This is a genomic window from Paenibacillus sp. 2TAB26 (assembly GCF_052115145.1).
Taxonomy (GTDB): domain Bacteria; phylum Bacillota; class Bacilli; order Paenibacillales; family Paenibacillaceae; genus Pristimantibacillus.
The window spans coordinates 23,970-45,628 of sequence record NZ_JBFRGC010000029.1 but is presented as its reverse complement, the minus strand read 5'-3'; the positions used below and the strand labels follow the sequence as shown (position 1 = coordinate 45,628).

Here is a 21,659-nt window from a genome sequence, read left to right as displayed (position 1 = left end):
TTAAGATCTACAGTCCACTAATTATAAAAAGGATTACGTCTATTTCCAAAAGGTCCAGCTTGGCTGACAATCACTTTCTTAACTGCAACCCATTCAGTAGACTGATGAATTGTTTTTTCGTCGATGCCTCTTTATCATCCTTCGAGAATTCCAATACATATATTATTTTTTCTTGAATAGGTATGACTGCGAAATAGACGTCATGTGTGCCAGTCAGGCCAGAGGCGGCCGTACCGTTATCCGTGTCGAGCGTATACAGCTTGCCGCTTCCGATGGAAGTATCAATTACTTCTTCATCTGTAATTTCACTATGGTTCGGCTTATACATGTTAAAGCTGAAATCGTCAGTATACGGGTATGTGACAACACTTCCGAGATTGATTCCATTCTCGTCGGTGAGGGATGCGCCAAAGTGGTCCTCCGTATTCAGGCTCCATCCCTTCGGCAGGGTCAATTCCAAATTGGAGATGCCGTATTCGATCATCGAATTTGGTTGGCTTAATTTAGAATGTTCCCCAGAATCGATGGTGTTTTCGATATTCTGGTTTGGCAAAACAGATAATTTGGTTGGGTTATTCTTTGAGGCGATATCTTCCTGGTTATCAGAACAACCGGCAAGAACAAAAACCAGCAGTTGAACAGCCAGTAGCAGTTGCGTTTTTGTCATTCTTAGACTCCTTTTAATTATTGAACTAAAACTAGCAGCAGAGATGGTCGATAAACAAATACATAATTCACATATTGGAAATATTCTGTCGTTAGTTTAGATAAGGGCTGCCATGTAGTATCTCTTCTAAAATTGAACAATCGTTCTCCATTAGTACAACCCATTTTAATTCCTAAAATTCAATCGGTTTATTGTTTTTGTCAAAATACTGAATACCGCCTGTTCCTGTAGGGAATATAAAGCACTTCTGATTTGGTTCTTTTGTAAAGGTTCCTATTCTGGTTGTATAAGTGTTTATTTTATTTAAAATACTCTCATCGATGATAAATTCAACTAAGTATTTGTCAGAAAAACCTCCAATGAATCGCTGTGGAATCTTTGTCCCCTCTACATTCTCCCAATGTTTCGAAAATGTTCCATTACCTGATTGATCCAATTAGAAACCTACCTCTGTATCGTTCTTATATGCAATTGCTGTGTACTCCTTGTACTTCACCAACTCAATTACGTTAATGTTATTGTCACTAATAAAGGCCTCAATAACTTTATCATCTGGTCTTACTGGTTGTGATATACATCCAATAATGAGGGTAGCAACAACTATCATTGTTAGAATTAAATTTATAGGAAACAGTTTACCYACCACCCAAATGATTTGCATTTGGCCTTTAATTTTTATCAACAATTGCATCACTCTTAGTTTAATAAAAATGAACAGGCTAACACTCACCTGCTCAACATTAAGTATGATTCAACTATCGTTCTCCGTCAGTAAAACAAGAATCCAACATTTTTTTATTCGAGCACTCCTTTCCAAAAAGACCGTTAAAACAAGAATTAACTCCCTGTACTAGAGATCATTGTTCCCGTAAATATAGACGCACATCGATAATAAAAGGTTCCTTTTTTTAAAGTTCAATATTAAGTTGTACTGCCCTTTATTTGAGTAACAGCGGCTAATATTCTAAAAAAAGTGCCTTTAATTAATTGGTCAAAAAGCCGCTATAATGACCACCTGATAGTCGGGATAGCCAAATTTAGAAACCAGCATCTGTAGCTATAAGGTGTATGCTTTTAGTGTGTTTGGACTAAATCCCTTAATCTGCTTTTCGACTACATACAGTTTCCTTAATTCACCAAAATTCATAATAAAACTTCCCATTAGACCTAATAATTCTAGAGTTGCTTTTAATGAGAAGTTTTAATATAATTTGCGTTCCCCATTAGCACAATGATTCTCTTAAATCGAAGTTTGATCTATACTTCTCCCCAAAATATTTCAGTTTCATAATCGAATAGAACAAAACCATCCTGATTATTCCTATCAAATAGATTTCGCAGATCCGTCATCATCGGTTTGTAATTGGGATGCCCAGGTACAGGGCTGTAGGAAGATGATAGCAACCGGCCTCTCAAGCCCTCGAAATCAAACTCCTGGCTCATTCTGAATCGCACCTCATGCATCGTACCTTCCTTGAAAAAAGAGTGAAGCATCGACTGAGAAATGTTTTTATGATTAACTTTTACGTAGTCGGTTCCGTATGTATGGAGCAGTTGATCGTACTCTTCACGAAATGCAGTACCGCTTGTAAGACGGGAATTCCAGATTAGTATTACTCTCCCGCCCGGCTGTAGAATTCTACGAAACTCGGTTTGCGCTGCTAAGCGATCAAACCAGTGAAACGCTTGTGAGCAGACAATAAACTCAACCGACTGATCAGGTAATCCAGTAGATTCTGCAGAACCTGATATACTCTGAAAGTTCGGATTGCTTTCTAACATTTGCTCGGCGGCTACCCGCATTGCCTGATTCGGCTCGACCGCAATCACATAGCTTCCGCGTTCCAGAAGTAGTTTTGAAAAGATGCCTGTACCGGAACCGATGTCAGCTATTTTACTGTTCGAACGCAAACCGACGTAGTCGTACAAATAATCAACAGCCTCTTTCGGATAGCTCGGGCGATACTTCAAATATGAATCAACCCGGTTCGAAAAGCTTTCTTTACTGTTCATCTCACGTCACTCTCCTAGTATTTCTTACTTTCATTTAGTGAAGTGTATTTTTTAATTATTAAACTCTTGTGTCACTTCTCTTAAGTCGTTCCTAGGGCATTATATTTCATTTACTTTTATCCAAAAAGTGTAACTTGCGGTTTTCTAATTTCATGTTTTTGATTTGATCATTTCCATGCTAACCTCCCTATATGGAGAATCGCTTTTCTCTTAAATGCTCACGTTTTCTTAGATTTTGACCAAGTATTCTTCTTCTCAGATAGCATCTAGATGGAACGAAGTTGTGAATGAAGAAAATTATAGGGCTGGTAAAAGCACCAAAAGTCTCTACTTAGACCACCTTTCCATAAAAAGTGGTTAATTCGGTAAAGTATGGTTGAACCTTTGAATCTCCACATATGCTCATGGCGGTCAACCCTCCCACATCTCACAGCACAACGCGATGAGAGATTGCATTTTTTTAAGTGGAATCGGCCGTTTGGTATAATATTGATTATTTCTCCTAGTAATCCATAGATGTAAAAAAAGAAATCAGCTTTCGAATGGTATTTAAAAAAAAAGAAATCGTCTGTTTATAGATTTTTGAAAATCAGATTTAAATTTCTTCTATAGAAACTTGTTTTCTAGGACTAAATATGTTGTTTCTTAGCAAAATACACACCGCACCCAATATCAATGATAGTAATCCCCCTACTACAATGTATTGTGTACCGATAATTGATATAAATAATCCACCTACAGCTGTACCAATTGTTGTTCCTATATTAGCAGATGATAAAAATAATCCATTAGCGAAATCAGGAGCTTTGGGAGCTGCGGACGTGATCCAATATTGAGCTATATTACCTCCAATACCAGCTAATATTCCCCAAACCAAAGTAATGATAGCCATAGGTACAGTGAACTGTCCAAATGAGAATAACAAGATGTAAACTGCTCCTAATGTGAAAGGAAAAATTGCTACTGTCTTGATGGCATTTTTAGTAAGTAACTTCCCAGCCACAATGTTTCCAATAACATTTGCCCCACCGTATACTACTAACATCAAACTAATCGTTTTCCCTGAAATATTAGTAATGGTTTCAAGATACTCAGCAAGGTAACTGTAAACCCCAAATATTGCTGAATTTATAAAAACAACTGCGGCAATGGAAATCCAAGTAATGGAATTTTTTAATACGCTTAACTGTGATCCGTAAGTGAGTCTTTCCTTAACAGGCATAGATGGTACGAATAGCAATGTAGCAAGGAATGTTAAAGCATTAATGATAGCAAAGAATAACATGGCCATTTCAAACGAAGTTTCACTAGCTATAAAACTAGTAATTGGCACACCAAGTACCATACCTGCAGATACTCCCAACATTATTTTGGAAACAGCTTTTGGAGCTTTTTCTTTGCTCACTGAGTTAGCAGCTACTGTCAATGCCATTGAACAATAAATGGGATGAAAAATAGCTGGAATCACACGAGCAATTAATGCAATTGTAAAGTTAGATGCAAATATCGAGACTAAGTTACCCAAAACAAACACACCAAGTACAAGTAACATTGCCTTTTTGCGATTTATTCCTGAAAACAATAGCGGCATACTTGGAGCAGAAATTGCAACCACAAGTGCAAAGAGACTCACAAACAATCCAGCTTTTGATACACTGACATCATAATAATCAGCAATCAAAGGCAATATACCAATAACACCCATTTCAGTATTCAAAATACCGAAAACTCCTACCGCCAATATAAATATAAGCAAATTACTTCGTTTATCCATAAAAAGCATCTCCAGCCTTCCTTACATCTTTACTATTTTCTAAAGCAAAGCAACAATAACTCTTAAAGTCGACTTTAAGTCAAGCGATATTCTAAAATCACTAGAACAAGATGAGAAAGCGCTGTTGCATTAAAGTGCACTTTAAGGTCTATAATAAAACCTAACTGATGATCACATTAATAAGAGCAAAATAATTATAAGGATTTATGGAGGATTCAAATGAAAATTCATATCAAAGAAGCAGCAGATAAGATAGGTTTGCCTGCACATACACTCCGATATTATGAACAAGAAGGTCTTTTACCTTTTATAAAAAGGGATGAAAATGGAAATCGTATTTTTAACGAAGCAGATTTATTATGGTTAGAGCTTATTGTATGTTTACGAAAAACTGACATCCCTCTTTCAGAGTTACGTGCAATCGTGGAGTTAACAAAAGTAGGAGATAGCACTGCCTCGCAACGCAAACAGATATTTGAAAAGCATAAAGAGAAAATGATGGAGAAACAACGAGACTTGGATAACGCTTTTATAAAAATTGATTTGAAAATAGAATACTACGATGTATTAGAAAAGAAGTACTACAAAGAAAATCTTAAATAAGAACTTTTTTAATAATTTTCAAAAAGCCCTTGCCTTAAAGTCCACATTAAGGATTAAGCTAATCCTGCTATTAAAATAAGTTGATCCGAGTTATTTCTTCAATCAACTTATTATTTTACCAAAGAAAGGATTGTATTATCTATTATGTGTAATAATCATAAAAACATTTCTACAACACGTGTTCTAAGTGTCCCAAGTGCAAAAGCACCATTTGAAAAGATCATTATTGAGAGAAGAGATTTACGGCCAAACGATATCTTAATAGATATTAAATTTAGTGGCATTTGCCACTCTGATATTCACAGTGCATTCGGTGAATGGGGTGGCGGAATATTCCCCATGGTTCCTGGTCATGAAATTGCCGGAGTCGTAGAAGCAGTAGGGACAGAAGTCACCAAGTTTGTTGTTGGAGACCGTGTTGGCGTTGGCTGCTTTGTTGATTCCTGCGGAGAATGCGAATATTGTCTCATTGGAGAAGAGCAATATTGTACGAAGGGTGTAGTCAACACATATAACGGTCTAGACTATGATGGTAATCCAACATACGGAGGATATAGCCAAAAAATCGTTGTAAAGGAAGGGTTCGTTGTCCGTATCCCAGACGGTCTGAATATGGATGTGGCTAGTCCACTATTATGTGCCGGCATTACGACATTCTCTCCTTTAAAACACTGGAATACTGGCCCAGGTAAGAAGGTTGCCATTGTCGGAATGGGAGGTCTTGGCCACGTAGCAGTTCAATTTGCTCATGCCATGGGTGCTGAAGTATCAGTATTGAGTCGCTCTATTGATAAGAAAGAAGAAGCATTGAAATTTGGCGCAGATCATTACTTTGCTACAAGTGAACCTGCTACATTTAAAGAATTAGCGGGTCGTTTTGATTTGATCTTAAACACCGTGTCTGCAAATCTGGATGTTGATGCGTATTTATCACTACTGCGCGTTGATGGGACACTTGTAAATGTTGGTGCACCAGCCGAACCCGATAAGTATCATGTATTTTCCTTAATTATGGGTCGTCGCAGCATTTCAGGTTCACTTGTTGGTGGAATTCGTGAAACACAGGAAATGCTTGATTTCGCAGCTGAACACGGTATTTCCCCTATGATTGAAGTGATAAGTGCAGACCAAGTCGAAGAATCGTATGAGCGTGTTCTCAAAAGTGATGTGCGGTATCGGTTCGTTATTGACATTTCTACTTTATAACTCGCAATGATCCTATATATCCACTTAAACCGGACCTGATGAAAAGAAAAAAAGCCATCGTTTAGTTAGATCAAAACGATGGCTTTTTGCTATTTGATTACCAACTTTAAGTCCTTTGTAACACCGTGTCATACTAAGATCGTTCTTTCAACGACCAATAAATCATACTTACCCGTTAGTTCCGAAGGAATAAACTTATAGCGCTCTAGCAATCCTTAAGCGGAATGGAAAATTCAACATAAAAAGGATGAAGTTCTTCATTCAAGCAAAGCTCAATTCTTTGCTTGAAATTCCCCCAACTTACCATCTTTAATGCTGTTTCGATTGGAAAAAATCCTACTTCCAAAGACTCAGCGGTAGTTGTTAATTCTCCTCCGACCGGTCTGCCTAAAAATAAAGTGTTACAAATACTACTACTTACATTTTGAAAAATACCACAAAACTTTGTCACTTCTATATCTATACCGCTCTCTTCCTTTGTTTCCCTTATCGCTGCATCTTTCAATGATTCACCTTCTTCAACCTGCCCTCCTGGCATTTCCCATCCTCGTTTAGGTCCTTTTATCAATAATATTTCGTTACGCTCATTAACTACAATTGTTGCCGCAGAAACTATATGTTTTGGAGCCACTATATCGTCCTCCCCTTTTTTAAAATAACAAAACTAGATTACCACTAATTTCCTATAGCTGTATACTGTCCTTTTGGGGCAGACCGACGCAGACTGCGTATTGACGCTAAACATTTCCATTCATAGCTTTCTCTCTGGTAAAATAGAGAAAATCATATTTTACTTAGGAGGCAAACGGCAACGATGGAACAAGAGCTAAGCGCACAGATATTGCAGTGGCACGAAGACGACGAACACCAGCAGATCGTAGACACTCTGATGAAGATTCCTACAGCGGACAGGGATTACGATATGATCAGCAGCATAGGTCGGGCTTATAACAATCTGAGTTTGTATAAAAAAGCACTGGAACAGTTTGCTATCATTGCTGAGCAGGGAAAAAATGATCCGTTGTGGTATTTTCGCGTAGGCTATTCCTACTATTATATGAAGCGGTATGAGGAAGCGGCAGGTGTGTTAAGCACCGCGCTAGAGCTGGATCCTGACGATCAGCATTCAGCCAGATTGCTAGACTGGAGCCATAGCAAATGGCAAAAACAACAAAAGGCTGAATCTCTGCGCAAACTCAGCAAACAAATGAAAGACCAGGGAGCGATCCCTTTTGAAGGTATGGATCTCGACAGCTTCTGGGAAGACAGTAACTATGCTAGAGAACAATATGTCTCTGATCCGCCTACAGATGAGCTGATTTCTTCTATAGAAGAAGAACTCGGCTATAAGCTACCGGCAGCCTACATCGCTCTGATGAAGCATCAGAACGGTGGCATTCCCCATAATACATCCTTTCCGACAGATGAAGCCACCTCTTGGGCTGAGGATCATATTGCTATAACAGGAATTATGGGGATCGGACGCGACAAAAGCTACTCTATCTGCGGTGATCTCGGCAGTCCATTCATGATTGAAGAATGGGGATATCCAGATATCGGCGTGGTAATTTGTGACTGCCCTTCGGCAGGGCACGATGTTGTGATGCTAGATTACCGTCGCTGTGGCAAGGACGGCGAACCTGAAGTCATTCATGTCGATCAGGAAGATGATTACGAGATCACATTTCTGGCACCGAACTTCGAGTCTTTCATCCGCGGTCTGGTGAATGATGAGGATTACGACACTACTGAAGAAGATAAAGAGAATGACCTGCGCAAAGTGGCTGAAGGAAAGTTCTCTCCGCTGCTCACGGAACTCTGCAGTCAGGCCTCTGAGGTTGACGGGCTGGAGTCCAAAATACGCAGTGTCTGTACCCGGATCGTCCAGGAGAAGAACCATTTCTCATTTCATGCGGATGAGCGGTCTCATCTCATGTACGATGTCCAGTTCTGGCTATACACCAACGCTTACCCGACTACCAGCCGTCAGCAGTATCTGGATACCTATGAGCAAATGATCGCTTTCGGCGGCGAATTCGGCCAAGGAGGGTACGCTCCTGGCTTCATCAGCGATTGGCTGGATGGACGGATCGCGGAAGGTCTTATCGTTGAGGAGAACAGGGTTCTCCTCTTCACGGACGAGGCACGCAGTGCGGTTATAGCAAAGCTTTCCGCGGAAGCAGAAGCTGCACAGTCATTGTCAGCTACAGGAGAAACGAAGGATGTGGCCCCCTTTACCATCGTGAAACAAATTAATGGCGGCAAATCTGTCATTCTGACGGTCGGTAGCTATTTGGCCAAACTATTCGGCACCCGGGCGGACGAGGGGTTCGAAGGCAACGGTTACGACTGGGCTTCACTGGCGGCGGTGTTCTTGAATGAGCGGATGCCGGAACTCGAGGAAACGATTCATTTTGACCCGGAAGCAGACATGTTCTGTGCCTACTCGAGTAATGGAGCCGCATTAGAACAGTTCGCATGGGCGTTCAAATTCGCCTGTGAGGATGAAGTGCTTATTTACGATCTGTTCACTCGCGCAGAATTGGACTGAGCTAATCATTCGAACAATTCCAGTTATGAATTATCCATCATTAAATCGCCATTTAGATCAACATCGTCGATATTATCATTTTTCAAATTAAGGATAGAGCTTTTAATACTAGTGCTTTTTTCTAAATTTTTATAATTATTTATCTTATTTACTTTTAGCACTGTTAGGTCTACGATCAAGAAGCAGCCGATCGTTGTCATCGGCTGCCTCTTAATTTACTGCTATCCGACGAACTAAGCCTCTCAGATGTGTCTGTGTTAGCTGCTTTACATTCTTCTTCGATTAACTTATAGATCATTATTTTTTCATTATCAAAACCAATAAACTCTTTTGATTTATGATGATAGTTGTATGGATTTATTTTCTCGTCTTCGAATAGTACAATTCCACTATTTATATCATATATTTTCATTCCTGTTTCCTTTAAACAAGAGAACAAATATGTATCCATAAAAATATTACCTGACGATATTGGAAACTCCTTAACTACATTTCCTGTCTCCAGATTAATCACTCTGAAAATCCACCCATGTGGCTCATCCTCATCAATGAAATCATAATTATTTCTACCTACTAATCCAATCTCGTTATCACTTACCCAGCATAATGGATCGTTCCAATCCTCTTTTCCACTCCAGAGATTTTTTTTGCTCATTCCATCTTCCGATTCCCATCGATTTTCTATCCATTCAAGAATGCTCCAACCTGTCACACACCCCGCAGGGTGCCACACCCATCCATTATCAACAATCCATTTATTATCAGGTGAAACTACGAGTTGGCCATGAAAATAATCTAAATAATGTTCTGAATTACTTGATTTGCTTTCAGTTAATTCATATTCCGGATCATTTCTATCAGTTAGTACTTGATAATCGATTGGATTTGTAATATCCAGTCGATTCCATTTTGTACCATGAATTAATAAAAGTTGAGCATTATAATTGACAAATGCAACCGGAAAAATGGTTTGTTCATTATAATAATCATCACGATTAAATCGCATTATGGTCTTCATTGAAGTAATATCTATTACAATTCCCTGTCTACCAAAAGTATTAAATACAGCAATTAACTCAGCATTTGGCGAGACAAGTAGAGAGACTTTCTCTTCAAATGATATTTCTTCATTATCAAAAATAAATAGCTCTTTAAACACATTCTCATTTGTATCCAACTCGATAATTTTCATGGTTGTAGTAAGAATCAGAAATTTGTTACATTCATTAATTATTGGTTGTACATCAATAATATGTTCTTCATTTCCCTGTATTGTTTTTGTTTCAAACTGAAATGTTTTTGTCATTGGGTCACCCTACTATAATTTATTTAAATTCAGCTAACGTCATATTTACGAACTTCGAGAACGTTCCATATATTACGTATTCGAGAATTTCATTAAACTGACCTGCCCGTTAGCTTAATAAAATGAGCAGGCCACCGCAGTGCCTGCTCATCTATGCGTTATTCAACTAATATTTCTTACCAATCAACATTTTAAAGTCCATAGTGACTCTTTTCAGATTCATCTGTAACACTTTTTCTATGCGTTCCTTGGAAGTTCCCCAGGATAATGGTGTCATACCGAGCAATGGTTCGATTAAATGTTCACTCAGGTTTACTTGATATCGAATACTTTCAACATCTAGTAACTTGAACTGTTCGTTGAAGTGGTTAATTGTAAGTGAATTTGAATAAACCCGTTTATCTGATCCCTCATAAAAGATTTCTCTTAATTCTTTTAGATAATCCTGTTCAGGGACGATTTTAATTACCAAACCATTATCACCAATCAATCTCTGAAATTCTGAGTAATTTGCCGGTGAAAGAATGTTTAAAATAAATTTAAATTGCTGATTTGCAAACGGACAGTTTGCAATGTCCGCGACACACCAAATAACATTTGAATATTCAGCTGCAGCAAAACTAATTCCCTCTTTTGAAATATCAATCCCTACAGCCAAAAGAGGGTTGAGTTTTTTCTTATTTATTTCTATTTGTATGTTATTTAAGTGAGAACCTTCTCCACAACCTGCATCCAGTATGCTTAAAGGTTCATCGCTCGGGAGTTGACTCATTATAATTTCACTTACCGCTGCATGTAAGGGATTAAATAAACCACTTCTGCTTATTACCCTTCTATACTCGAAGATTTTTTTATCATACTTAGTATTACTGGTTCCAGACAATAGGTTTATATATCCTTGCTTGGCTATATCAAAACAGTGCTGATTGCAACAAACTAAACTTTGTAAATGGATCATTTGCATCTGTTTTTTACATAATGGGCATATAAATATCTCCTGAGAGTTTTCAATTTTCTCAGCGCTCATCAACTTTTTACTTTTTTCGAACACAAAAAGCACCCTTCCATTCGTTTTAGGTGAATGAAAAAAGGTACAGTCAAATAAACCCTAGCTAGTTTGTATAAAAAAGCCGGGTTATGTGAGCTGCACCTTTCACTACCTTAAACGAATGAACTTGATGATCATGGTTTGAATCTCCCACATTTTAATATTTTAAAACACTTTTATATTAGCATAACTCGCTTGTATGAGAAACCTTAGTACTAACTGCCCGTTAACTTAGAAGAGGCAACCGATCGATGTGATCGGCTGCCTCTTTGTGATGATTGAACTATTGTTCTTATTAGAATTAAACGATCGAGCGACTCTAGAGTATATTGTTCTTATTGGCTGCCCTGCTCAGCTTCCGACTCTACGTTCGTAAACCAGAACGTATTACTGGTTTCAGAATCGCATCCGGTTAGCTTGTAATGGGAGCCTAACTCCTTGTCCTCCTCGAGCTCAATGCCTCGGCACAACGTGCTCGGACGACCTGCATTGCTCCCGAACCCGTCACGCGAGTTGTCGTACGTATACGTAATCACTTCAGCCCCGTCATAGACTAACTCATAGAAGATCGGGTCACCTTCAATCGTATACTGCGTAATACGCACTTGATCCGGCACGCCAACATCTAGATTCGCAAGAAACAGCTTCCACTTGTCGAGATTGTACATTTTCCCGTGAACGTTCACGATATCGCCGTTCTCCGCTGCTTGGTCGGCATCATAAGGGTTAGACACAGCGGGAAACGCTTCCGGCTTCGCTAACGGCGTAAACGTCTCCCCCGGTGCAGGAGCAGTAGTAGGATTAGTCATATTGTCACTATGTCTGCCCGACTTCTCACTGCAGCCCGATAGCAGCACTAATACTGCCGCTAATGTTAACACCCATTTAATCATGAATTATCACCTCACATTTAAGAACGTTATATCGAGTACGATTGTTTCAGTCGTACATGCGCTTTTGTTTCTGCAGCTGCCGTCGTGTTTTATTGAGCTATCACGTCCCGTTAACGTAATGATTTACTGCCATCCGACGAATTACTCTCGTAAGTGTCCTCATGAATCCGTTAACTCGAAATGCCTCTGCTGACTGAGGATCGGTGAAAACGATCTTTTGCGTGAACATATATGAAATCCATTTTACGTAGCTCTAACCGAATACCAATTCTTATTCAGTTTTTTCACTTCCATAAAGTTTCCGCCAAAAAGCATTTCATCAGGGGCGCTATCATTAGCGGTATAAATAAATCCAGCCATATTACCTAATATTCCACGATAGGAAAAAAAAAGAATTTGAGCACTCTGTCCGTATCCATGAACCACGATCTCACCACCGCCTTTGGAAAGTTTCTTATATTCCTCTGGCAAACGAATCAATATTTCATTATCAGATACATTCGGTTTCAGTGTGCCATCCAATACCATTCGAACTACATCTTCTCTTTCTTCCTTATTGAAGCGATAATCTAAATCTAAAACTATTGAGGTAAAAGGAACAATTAACATCAAAATAAAAATAAATAGATTCAACAAAAAAGGTATTCCTCTTCTTGCCCTATTGAAGGATTTACTTACGACAAAATACACAAAAACAATCAGTGAACAAATCAAGAAAATAATATAACCCAGTATCTCAATAAATGGCGCAAAAAAGGAAGTGAGGATATCAGCTAAAGTAAAGCGATAGATATTCAGAAGCAATATTATCATTGATCCAATTATTGCAATCGAAAGCATGAAATAGAATATGATTTTCGATTGATTATTCTTAATTCGCTTTATTTCATCCTCTATGAGATTTAATTCATCCTCCATGAGACACCTCCATAACAAAAGTTTTTAAGTGAATTTCCTAGATCGTCTTATTTACGAACTTCACGAAATTTCCATATTTATGGTATTCGTTACGCGAACTAAATAATCCTGTTCGTTCAATGAAACGCTAACACAAGAAATTGTTTCACCATTATTATACATTTAATTAAAAAATGGCATCAAATTCAAGCGTCGTTTTTATCGTGTTGATCAATTTTTCACTATCATTTTGAATGCTTTTTTTCATGTTCATTTAAATTTTCTACATTACTCTGACAGATATAGCTTTACTTGTTACATTTCGAACAGTTTTACGTATTAACCAAGGGAAATATTTAAATGTGTTTGTTTATTACGCTATAGTAAATGTTTGATATAAAATTTTTGGAGGTTTGATATGCCAGATTTGTTGTTGTTGCTATTCTTGTTTAACTTATCCTTATTTCTCCTGCACGAAATGGATGCAATTCGACGATCGGAATGGAAACTATTTTTTGTTCTACAAGATATGGATGATGCAAAAGCCTATAAAGTGTTCACCCTTATCCATCTCCCCCTGGACACCATCATACTCACTTTACTTTTTAGCCAATATCAGACGATTACGTTTTGGGTGATAGACATCTTTCTCATGATCCATGCGATCCTGCACTTATTTTTCGAAAAGCACTCCCGCAACGAATTTAAAAATACATTCTCTCGTTTAATCATCTATCCGATGGGAATTCTTGCTGCTATTCATTTATTATTAATTGCGAATCCTTAATTTCTCACTTAGGTCTTAGCGATTGTACAAGGAAGGTATCTCCGGTATCGGTCCTCTCATATAGCTTGCATCTGGCTTATGTAATGGGAGGAACAGCTATGGCTTTTTTTGAAATGTAATAAATTGACCCAGTAGCAATTATTCCGTATAATTACTCACTGCCCCAGTATCCAAGCAGCTTTTTCATTGCTCAAACCTGCCCGTTAGCTTAATAAAAAGAGCAGGATACCGTAGTACCTACTCATCAATGTCTATTATTCAACTATCGTTTCCTGTTTGATTAACGCCAGGATTTGTAAGCCCTCTTTTCCCATTAACCTATTTGATTGTAACTTTCGCCTAGGTTTTTAGCAAAATTATGCAATGTAATACCGCCGATAATTGCCAAGAACACAAGAATACCAACAAAAAGTAAAATTCGTTTTTTCATTCTATTATTAGCTCACCTCGTTTATTAATCCTGAATATGTAATAATTTAGACTCTATCTGCGATAAAAGGTTACGCTATCCTGCCCTTCAGCTTAACGAGAAAGGAGCAGTTGCCATCGACTAACTGCTCTATGGTCCGTTCAACTTTCGTTCCCTGTTAGTTAAATAAATTTGTTGTCTGTTTTTATTGATTGTCTTCGTCGCTTTTGTACTCCAAAATATCACCTGGCTGACAATCCAAGGTTTTACATATCGCTTCTAATGTTGATAAACGAACCGCTTTTGCTTTCCCATTTTTAAGAATGGAAAGATTCGCCATAGTAATTCCAACCCTCTCCGAAAGCTCCGTTACGCTCATTTTTCGTTTTGCTAACATCACATCAATATTAATAATAATTGCCATATGCTCCACCTCAGACCGTTAAATCATTTTCTGATTTTATATTAATAGCCTCTTGTAAAAGTCTTTGGAGAACAGCAGCAAAAACGGCGATCACCATAGAGGCGAAAATAATGACCAATCCCATTGGTATGAAACTTGGAGGGTCAACTCTCTTCCCCATGAGATAATAAAGTGGCATACCTAGCAGGTACAAGGTACTGATTGTGATGGCACAGTATTTTATATTCTTTAAAGCTTTTACCGATAATTCCGAGAACGCCTGGTTCTTATCAATATAGCTTAAAAGTTTAAAAGCTTGATACARAGCAAAATAAAAAGGAATCGCCGCTGCGTACATATCGATTAAGACGAGAGATTTCATATAAGCCTTTTCTGGATACAATTCTCCAGCAAAATTCCCAATCTTAGGCACTAAAAATATGTACATAGCAAGAATTGGGATTCCAATAAGAATAACAGCTATCTTCAAAAAGAGTGTTTTTCCTCGTTTCATAAACTGCACCTCACTTGTTTAATGTAAGTTTTTACTTTACCACAAATTTTATCGTTTTACGATAAAATAATATCGTTTTGTATAAAAATAAAAAGCATTTCTCATTACAAAGAAATGCTCTTACTTTAAAATGTTAAATTTGCAACTTGTTCAACAAAACCGCCCGTTAGCTTAATGAAGGGCTTCCGCTTGGAAGCCCTTTGGATGTTCAACTATCGTTCCCCGTTAGCTCAACGTTTAATTGTATTCCCCTTTAAATGGCTTTTTAAAATCCCGTATTTGTTTGTTATTTTGATCGTATTCAGCCCAATAGAACACATCTCTAAAATCTATTTTTGCAATGTTGAGATATTTTTGAAGCTGTTCAATACTTCCTTCAGATAAAAACAAAATTGATCTAATTAATCTCAATATAAACTCTTCTTCGGTGTGGAAAAAACTTTGATTAGTTAATAGGTCTTCAACAAAATCGTATTGATCCTTATATTCCTGCTGTATTTTTTCAATAATATCCAAAGGAAGAATTAAACTCATATTTCAACTCCGAGCTTAATGGATTTTTGAAATTAATGGTACTACMGCAGTTTCTCATAACGTCTTATTTGCGATGACCGTAAATTTCCCATATCTGAGGTATTCGTGAAGAGATCAAACTATTAGCTAGAATAGTTTAACAAAGAAAGGGAGCAGCTGCCGCAGCAAACTACTCCATGTTTGTTCAACTATCGTTCCCAGTTAGTTAAATATTAATTTGCCGAATAAATCATTCCCTCCTATTAAAACTTTGCTGTCGATTCAATAAAAGTTAGTGAGAGTTTATGCCGTCATTTGTCTAACATTTTTGAAAAGTACTTAGGAGCCTCCTTAAAACCTTGTCTCTCATAAAATTTATGAGCATCTATTCTTCTGGAATGACAATGAACTTGGATACTGTCACATCCCCTTTTTCTGGCAGAGGCAGAGGCAAATCCCTCTAATTCCTTTCCAATTCCTTTACTTCTAATTGAGGAGTCCACAACAAGATAACTAATTGATGCGATATCTCCTCTAATTCCTAATTGCGGGATATAATGAATGGAAATACAGGCAATAACACGTCCTTCATCTTCATAAACCATTAATTCTTCGTTGGGGTCAGTAAGAAGTCTTTCCATGTTCTCTTTAATAAAAAATTCGGTTTCCGGGTAGCCTAATTGCGTCAATAGTTTTGCTATATCTTTCCTATCCTCCAATTTTGCAACTCTTATCATAAATTTCATCTCCACTCATCTAACACTTTATAGGCTGTCGCTCGACATAAATCATAATTTGGTTTTGATATGCTTAAATAACTATCGGCAACTGTAACCCTTCACCATAAGCATGGCATTATATTAGCGAAATTACTAGAACCACGGTGTGACTATTTCAATGCAGGTGTGGCTTATTGTTGCTAAACCATAACTTATAAAAAATGCCAACTAGCGCTTTTACGCAATTTATTTAATAAGAAAATCCATAACAAGGACCGTCTGCTTTCTTGTTTTTATTGAGTTAAACTGCCCATTAGCTTAACAAAAAATGGGAGCAGCCGCCACAGCAAACTGCTCATAGGTATGTTCAACCATCGTGTCCCGTTAGCTCAATGATCTGAAGAAATTGTTTTACTCAAGTTATTCCTCAGAAATCTCTACGTACGATCTAAACCTAATTTGACGCCGAAATTGGGCATTCACCTTGCCTAGGGCGAATATCTTAATGGGGAAGTACTTTTATAAAATTGAGGTGATACACTTGGGATACTTCGTTACTGTGGAACCGGGCGTAAAAATATTTATCGAGGACATCAATCCGAAGGGAAATAAAACGATACTTTTTATTCATGGATGGCCGCTAAACCATAACCAGTTCGAATATCAGTTCAATTACCTTCCGAAGCTCGGATATCGTTGTATTGGAATGGACTGGAGAGGATACGGCAATTCGGATAAACCATTCGACGGTTACGGTTTCAATAGATTAGCAGATGATCTTCGTATGGTCATCGAAGCGTTACAATTAAAAAACATAATATTAGCAGGACACTCTACCGGAGGCGCGATCTCGATTCGTTATATGGCTCGTTACAAAGGGTACGGGGTATCTAAACTCGTCCTGATCGACGCTGCGTCTCCATCAAGCGTTCCCAAAGAATTTACGAATAAAATCATCGAAGAAACAAACAATGACCGTCCGAAAATGCTGCAAAACCAAACGGAGATTTTTTTCTTTCAGTACATTTCTGAACCAAAATCCGAATGGTTCTTTCTAATGGGTTTACAAGCTGCGAATTGGTCGACTTCCGCTATTATGGTCACGCTAAGAGACGAGAATGTTTACAACGATCTTGGACAGATCGATGTGCCCACATTAATTATTCATGGAATTCATGATAAAGTCGTTCCGTTTTCCCAAGCTCAGGAAACAAATAAGCTGATTAAAAATTCGCAATTAGTTTCATTCCAATACAGCGGCCATTGCCCTTTTTTGGAGGAGCGTGATAGATTCAACCAACTATTATCTTCTTTTGCATAATGCACATTCTATCTAGGGGTTCCAGCGTTTCATTAGTCGAAAAGTCATTAAGTGCTTGATATGTTTGTTTTTCATCCATTAATTAAGTTCACTTCCCCTTTTATTACCAGTAGCTGTCTTCACTTGCTTAGTGACTAAAAAAACCCCCTTCTAACGAAAAGTATTATATAAAACCAGAATGGTAACAGCATGTTGCTAGGAGGGAAAAATTTATGACTAACCAACTCACTGAATGTATTAATCACTCAGCTCAAAATAATCCCAATATAACTTCTATTATGGCCGAAATGATCGCAACTATGGAGAATGACGCAAAACTCAAAAAAGAAATTCTTTTTAAAGTTGATGAAATCAGTATGGAGATTTTCAGAAAAGATAAACTTTGTTATGACGTAGTGAATGCTACTCGTAATAACGGTGATTATTACAAAGCTATGATGTTATGGAAACAATTTAGAAATGAAGTAGAGATTGCCCTAGGAGATTTGTATAAGCGAATTCAATGGACAAGGTACCCTGACGAGTGGAGTGAGACATATGAGCTCCTAAAGCGTCGAGCAGCTTTACATGATGATGAGGTGGAACGATTAGAGCGGCAAGAGTTATTGAGCGTCTAATCAGTTCTATAAATTGGAACAGTCATCTCTTATCACACTCAATTCGAGCTCGACCCCGGGTAGTCTTGCGCTCGGGCTACATGTTTGAATTTTGCGATGTCAACACCAACAATTAAAGTAGAAGAAGTGATTTGATTAATGCGTTCATTTATCTTGTAGTCTCCTTGGTTTGATTTGAATCCGGTGGCTGACGAGCAACTTGGACCCAATAACATCATACCAAGGAGTCTTTTTGTTACTCAAACCTCGTATTTCTTCATAATAGGAATGCTGCCCGTTAGCGTAATGACGAAGGGCTGCCACGCGGCAGCCCTTTAGTTTTCAACTATCGTTACCGTTAGTGGAAAATCTTGTACGGCACGGCTATTTCTCCAACACATAGCGGGCTGCGATAATACCTGACTGGAGCGTTCGGCTGGACAGCAGCTTGAGCCTGATTTTCTCACCGCCGCCGTGGAATGCCGATTTTCCGCCGCCCAAGATGACTGGACAAATCGTCAGCAGGAATTCGTCGATCAGGCCGAGCTCAAGCAACGTCTTCGCCGCCCCCGGACTGCCGAAGATAACGAGATTTTTGCCTGGCTGCTCCTTGAGCGCCTTGATTTCATCTGCAATATTGTCCTTGATCAGTACCGTATTGTTCCATTCGACAATGTCCATCGAGCCAGAAATAACGATCTTCTTCACATCCTGCAGCCATTTGGCATGCTCCATATCGTGCCTCGACGCATCCGGATTGTCCAGCATCGCGGGCCAGTAGCTCTCCATCATCCGATACGTCGTTCGTCCGTATACCGGTGAGCCGACTTCGGCTACGACTTCCTCGGCGTATTTCTCTAATTCCTCGTTGTACGGAATCCAATCTAGTCCTCCGTTCGAATCCGACGCATACCCGTCCAGCGATACATGCATAAACAATACGAGTTTTCTCATGTTTGCTTCTCCTCCGATTTCTAATTTAGTAATTCGATTATTTGGCAGTAGGCCGTGTTTCGTCCTTCTCTTACGTTTACTATAAATCATTACGTTACGTAAGGGTCAAGTGGAAATCTGAAGACAAAATTATTGCGTATCTGTTCGTTAGCTTAACCAATTTACGGATTCACCAAGACTCTAACATCGAAAGCCGAAAGAGACTTTAGACCAATTTTATTTAGATATGATAGACGCAATTCCAGATCATTAATCAATTCGCAATAATTATCTAATACTTGTTTGTCGAGGCAATTACGTAATTTCTGGACAACTAATAGTGATTCTGAGATCGGCATTCTCAACACATCTGAAAGGGAATTCCCCATAACCAAGCGTTCCTGTTCCAACAAGCTTTCGGTACAATTTGGACACTTTCCATGTTCGGAGAATAATTTTATTGCCCAAAGGTTTCCTTTACTAGTTGTTCCTGCAGCACGCATATGTTTCAAATCGAAAACGCACCCACGATAATAGTTTTTATGTTCCCTTTTCTTGAAAACGTATGTTACAGGCTCCTTATCATATCCATAAAGTAAAATATCGGTAAATTGCTTATCTTGCTCAACAAGTGGGCTTTCAAAGTCAATCCCGATCATTTTAGCCAGTTCTCTAATCTTTACAACAGGTCCGCAGTTAGTACCCGCCCATAAAAGCACAGCTCCTTTTTTAAGCGAGAGTTCAGTTGCGACCATACGACTTGAATCAATATCACCAAGGACAGTACCTGTACCGTTACATGTAGTGCATGTTGGAGTGCTTTCTCGTAAAGACCAAATGCCATTTTTCTCCCTGGCCTCACCAATATTCGCATACAATGACGAAAGATGTTCTAAGACTCCGGTAATTGTACTAACAAGAGACCCTGGTCTTTTGGCGTTAAACTTTTTATGGGAAAGTCCAAATTCCAATTAAAAAACACCCCTTTGGCTGTTTGCTCAATACCCTTAAATTATACCGACCACTTTATATTATGTAAATATTTACCTCCAAAACTATCTTGCCCGTTAGTTCAATGAAAGACTGAATAATTAAAGGCATCCAACAATACCATTGAACCTGATTAACTAAATTCTAAAAAAAATCGGCGATAACGTTCTCTCCGACGCTCTCCGCGGAGCTGAGCATAAGTTTGCATGGTCGATGCTTTTTCATGCTGAGATCGTGAACTAACCGACAGCCCAAAGTATGTAAAACGATTGATGAGCTTAAGCTACAATTGGGTTAGCCTCTTTATTTGAGGGAATTCGAAAGAACATTGAATACTTGGGTCACATTTCGACAAAATAACTATCTTTTTTATTGACAGAGTTCCAAATGATAGTAAGATAGTAAATAGTGGAAATAAAAACTAGTTCTGGAGGCGTTTTTTTTGAAGAGATTGTCGATTACTGCTATGATTTGCGTTTTATTGTTCAGTATAGGTGTTATTCCTGTATCAGCAGCCAATAAAGGAGCTTATATTTTTGTAGATGGAGTCCCACTCAAATCTAAATCAGTAAGCAAGAATGGAGTTTCCTTCGTTCCCTTCAGAGAATTATTTGGAAATTTGAAAATGGAAATCGGCTATGATGCAAAACTTAAACAAGTTACGGGCAAAAAGGATGATTTAAAGATTACATTTACGATTGGCAACAAAACAGCAGTTGTGAACGGCCAGAAGAAAGCATTGCAAGCAGAACCCTTTACGCAAAATGGTAACACTTACATCCCAATTAGAATCGTTGGGGAAGCAACAGGTAACTCCGTTTATTGGTCTGCAGAAGCAAATGTGATTCAAGTTAATAGTCCATCCTTTAAAGGGGCCTCTTACACGATCGACGGTATCCCGATATTTTTCAGTGCTGATGGAGTGATATCGTTTGGTCCCGTTGCAACCAACGCCCTGAATACCCAAAAAGAGTTAGCCGAGATCGATTCCATTACTGAGACAATTGCAAATTTCCCTGAATTCCGTGTTGTTGGTGCGCCACCAACAGAGAAGGAATCCAAACTACCAGGGTATAAAGGATATCCGGATTATTTTGACGCCAATTATGTAGCTGCAGCAGAGAATAAAGAAGCATTGCCACCACTGATGAGCAAGGGATGGATTTCATTATCTATGCTGTCTGAAATCGAAGGCGTAAGCAAACTTGGCAATAGCAATGCCAACATCATTACGATAGGCAAATATGTCGGCTTCGAAATCGTCAGAGTGGATATTAATTTGACAGCGGAATACAAAAAGGCGACGGATGGCGACTTTACTTTAAGTGACATTCGTATTAAGAAATACAAAGGAACCATGTATCTGAACATTGAAGATTTGATAACAACTGGACTCATAGAATCTAATTAACACTCATTTTTTTTCAATTAGGAGTCAAATCATTGCTAATTTAATCGATTGAGCTGATCATGATTGACGCTTCTAAAAAAACTAGGGCCACTTTGGGGCCCTAGT

At 38.4% G+C, this 21,659-nt stretch carries 22 protein-coding genes; 7 read left to right on the top strand and 15 right to left on the bottom strand.

Annotated elements, in window-relative coordinates:
- Positions 1-70: 70 nt before the first annotated feature.
- The 4 genes from AB4Z50_RS28100 to AB4Z50_RS28085 all read right to left on the bottom strand — a co-directional run bounded on the left by AB4Z50_RS28100 (position 71) and on the right by AB4Z50_RS28085 (position 4,454).
- Positions 71-667 (bottom strand): hypothetical protein, encoded by a 597-nt coding sequence (locus AB4Z50_RS28100; RefSeq protein WP_441884532.1) that lies wholly within the window; start codon positions 665-667, stop codon positions 71-73.
- 172 nt (positions 668-839) lie between these two features.
- Positions 840-1,103 carry a hypothetical protein gene (locus AB4Z50_RS28095; RefSeq protein WP_441884530.1) on the bottom strand — a complete coding sequence of 88 codons (264 nt, stop codon included), beginning with the start codon at positions 1,101-1,103 and terminating at the stop codon, positions 840-842.
- An 821-nt stretch (positions 1,104-1,924) separates the two neighbouring features.
- Entirely contained in the window at positions 1,925-2,680 is a 756-nt protein-coding gene (locus tag AB4Z50_RS28090) for a class I SAM-dependent methyltransferase (protein ID WP_441884528.1), read from the bottom strand.
- A gap of 595 nt (positions 2,681-3,275) precedes the next feature.
- Complete coding sequence (locus tag AB4Z50_RS28085; protein ID WP_441884526.1) at positions 3,276-4,454, bottom strand: MFS transporter; 1,179 nt, start codon at positions 4,452-4,454, stop codon at positions 3,276-3,278.
- A 219-nt stretch (positions 4,455-4,673) separates the two neighbouring features.
- Between AB4Z50_RS28085 and AB4Z50_RS28080 the strand changes: the two genes are divergently transcribed.
- Positions 4,674-5,057 carry a MerR family transcriptional regulator gene (locus AB4Z50_RS28080; RefSeq protein ID WP_441884524.1) on the top strand — a complete coding sequence of 128 codons (384 nt, stop codon included), beginning with the start codon at positions 4,674-4,676 and terminating at the stop codon, positions 5,055-5,057.
- A gap of 144 nt (positions 5,058-5,201) precedes the next feature.
- Positions 5,202-6,263 carry an NAD(P)-dependent alcohol dehydrogenase gene (locus tag AB4Z50_RS28075; RefSeq protein WP_441884522.1) on the top strand — a complete coding sequence of 354 codons (1,062 nt, stop codon included), beginning with the start codon at positions 5,202-5,204 and terminating at the stop codon, positions 6,261-6,263.
- A 205-nt stretch (positions 6,264-6,468) separates the two neighbouring features.
- On the opposite strand, the gene AB4Z50_RS28070 is transcribed toward AB4Z50_RS28075, so the two are convergent.
- Positions 6,469-6,897 carry an NUDIX hydrolase gene (locus tag AB4Z50_RS28070; RefSeq protein ID WP_441884617.1) on the bottom strand — a complete coding sequence of 143 codons (429 nt, stop codon included), beginning with the start codon at positions 6,895-6,897 and terminating at the stop codon, positions 6,469-6,471.
- A gap of 180 nt (positions 6,898-7,077) precedes the next feature.
- On the opposite strand from AB4Z50_RS28070, the gene AB4Z50_RS28065 reads away from it, so the two are divergent.
- Complete coding sequence (locus tag AB4Z50_RS28065) at positions 7,078-8,814, top strand: Imm51 family immunity protein (RefSeq protein ID WP_441884520.1); 1,737 nt, start codon at positions 7,078-7,080, stop codon at positions 8,812-8,814.
- A 196-nt stretch (positions 8,815-9,010) separates the two neighbouring features.
- Here the strand turns inward: AB4Z50_RS28065 and AB4Z50_RS28060 are convergent, their stop codons facing one another.
- From AB4Z50_RS28060 to AB4Z50_RS28045, 4 genes are all read right to left on the bottom strand, one after another.
- Positions 9,011-10,120: a hypothetical protein gene (locus AB4Z50_RS28060; protein WP_441884518.1), complete on the bottom strand. Its 1,110-nt coding sequence runs from the start codon at positions 10,118-10,120 to the stop codon at positions 9,011-9,013.
- Between the two features lie 166 nt (positions 10,121-10,286).
- Positions 10,287-11,147, bottom strand: coding sequence for a putative RNA methyltransferase (locus tag AB4Z50_RS28055; protein WP_441884516.1), 861 nt, complete (start codon positions 11,145-11,147; stop codon positions 10,287-10,289).
- A 356-nt stretch (positions 11,148-11,503) separates the two neighbouring features.
- On the bottom strand, positions 11,504-12,061 hold the full coding sequence (locus AB4Z50_RS28050) for a DUF4362 domain-containing protein (RefSeq protein WP_441884514.1): 558 nt from the start codon (positions 12,059-12,061) through the stop codon (positions 11,504-11,506).
- Positions 12,062-12,304: 243 nt separating this feature from the next.
- The gene (locus AB4Z50_RS28045) at positions 12,305-12,979 is read right to left on the bottom strand and encodes a hypothetical protein (RefSeq protein WP_441884512.1); all 675 of its coding nucleotides are present in this window, start codon (positions 12,977-12,979) and stop codon (positions 12,305-12,307) included.
- Between the two features lie 397 nt (positions 12,980-13,376).
- Here AB4Z50_RS28045 and AB4Z50_RS28040 point away from each other — a divergent pair, with 397 nt between their 5' ends.
- Complete coding sequence (locus tag AB4Z50_RS28040) at positions 13,377-13,745, top strand: DUF6713 family protein (protein WP_441884510.1); 369 nt, start codon at positions 13,377-13,379, stop codon at positions 13,743-13,745.
- 614 nt (positions 13,746-14,359) lie between these two features.
- Here the strand turns inward: AB4Z50_RS28040 and AB4Z50_RS28035 are convergent.
- The 4 genes from AB4Z50_RS28035 to AB4Z50_RS28020 all read right to left on the bottom strand — a co-directional run bounded on the left by AB4Z50_RS28035 (position 14,360) and on the right by AB4Z50_RS28020 (position 16,321).
- Complete coding sequence (locus AB4Z50_RS28035; RefSeq protein WP_430062057.1) at positions 14,360-14,578, bottom strand: helix-turn-helix domain-containing protein; 219 nt, start codon at positions 14,576-14,578, stop codon at positions 14,360-14,362.
- 10 nt (positions 14,579-14,588) lie between these two features.
- On the bottom strand, positions 14,589-15,071 hold the full coding sequence (locus tag AB4Z50_RS28030) for a DUF2975 domain-containing protein (RefSeq protein ID WP_441884508.1): 483 nt from the start codon (positions 15,069-15,071) through the stop codon (positions 14,589-14,591).
- A gap of 237 nt (positions 15,072-15,308) precedes the next feature.
- Positions 15,309-15,605 (bottom strand): hypothetical protein, encoded by a 297-nt coding sequence (locus AB4Z50_RS28025; protein ID WP_339208316.1) that lies wholly within the window; start codon positions 15,603-15,605, stop codon positions 15,309-15,311.
- A 290-nt stretch (positions 15,606-15,895) separates the two neighbouring features.
- On the bottom strand, positions 15,896-16,321 hold the full coding sequence (locus AB4Z50_RS28020; RefSeq protein ID WP_339208314.1) for a GNAT family N-acetyltransferase: 426 nt from the start codon (positions 16,319-16,321) through the stop codon (positions 15,896-15,898).
- A 523-nt stretch (positions 16,322-16,844) separates the two neighbouring features.
- Between AB4Z50_RS28020 and AB4Z50_RS28015 the strand changes: the two genes are divergently transcribed.
- A complete protein-coding gene (locus tag AB4Z50_RS28015; RefSeq protein ID WP_441884615.1) occupies positions 16,845-17,624 on the top strand; it encodes an alpha/beta fold hydrolase in 780 nt (259 codons plus the stop codon).
- 212 nt (positions 17,625-17,836) lie between these two features.
- Complete coding sequence (locus AB4Z50_RS28010; RefSeq protein ID WP_441884505.1) at positions 17,837-18,241, top strand: hypothetical protein; 405 nt, start codon at positions 17,837-17,839, stop codon at positions 18,239-18,241.
- Positions 18,242-18,604: 363 nt separating this feature from the next.
- Here AB4Z50_RS28010 and AB4Z50_RS28005 read toward each other — a convergent pair whose 3' ends face one another.
- Positions 18,605-19,174, bottom strand: coding sequence for a dihydrofolate reductase family protein (locus AB4Z50_RS28005; protein ID WP_441884503.1), 570 nt, complete (start codon positions 19,172-19,174; stop codon positions 18,605-18,607).
- Positions 19,175-19,335: 161 nt separating this feature from the next.
- Positions 19,336-20,124, bottom strand: coding sequence for a hypothetical protein (locus tag AB4Z50_RS28000; RefSeq protein WP_441884501.1), 789 nt, complete (start codon positions 20,122-20,124; stop codon positions 19,336-19,338).
- A 461-nt stretch (positions 20,125-20,585) separates the two neighbouring features.
- Here AB4Z50_RS28000 and AB4Z50_RS27995 point away from each other — a divergent pair, with 461 nt between their 5' ends.
- Positions 20,586-21,554, top strand: coding sequence for a copper amine oxidase N-terminal domain-containing protein (locus tag AB4Z50_RS27995; protein WP_441884499.1), 969 nt, complete (start codon positions 20,586-20,588; stop codon positions 21,552-21,554).
- Positions 21,555-21,659: the final 105 nt, after the last annotated feature.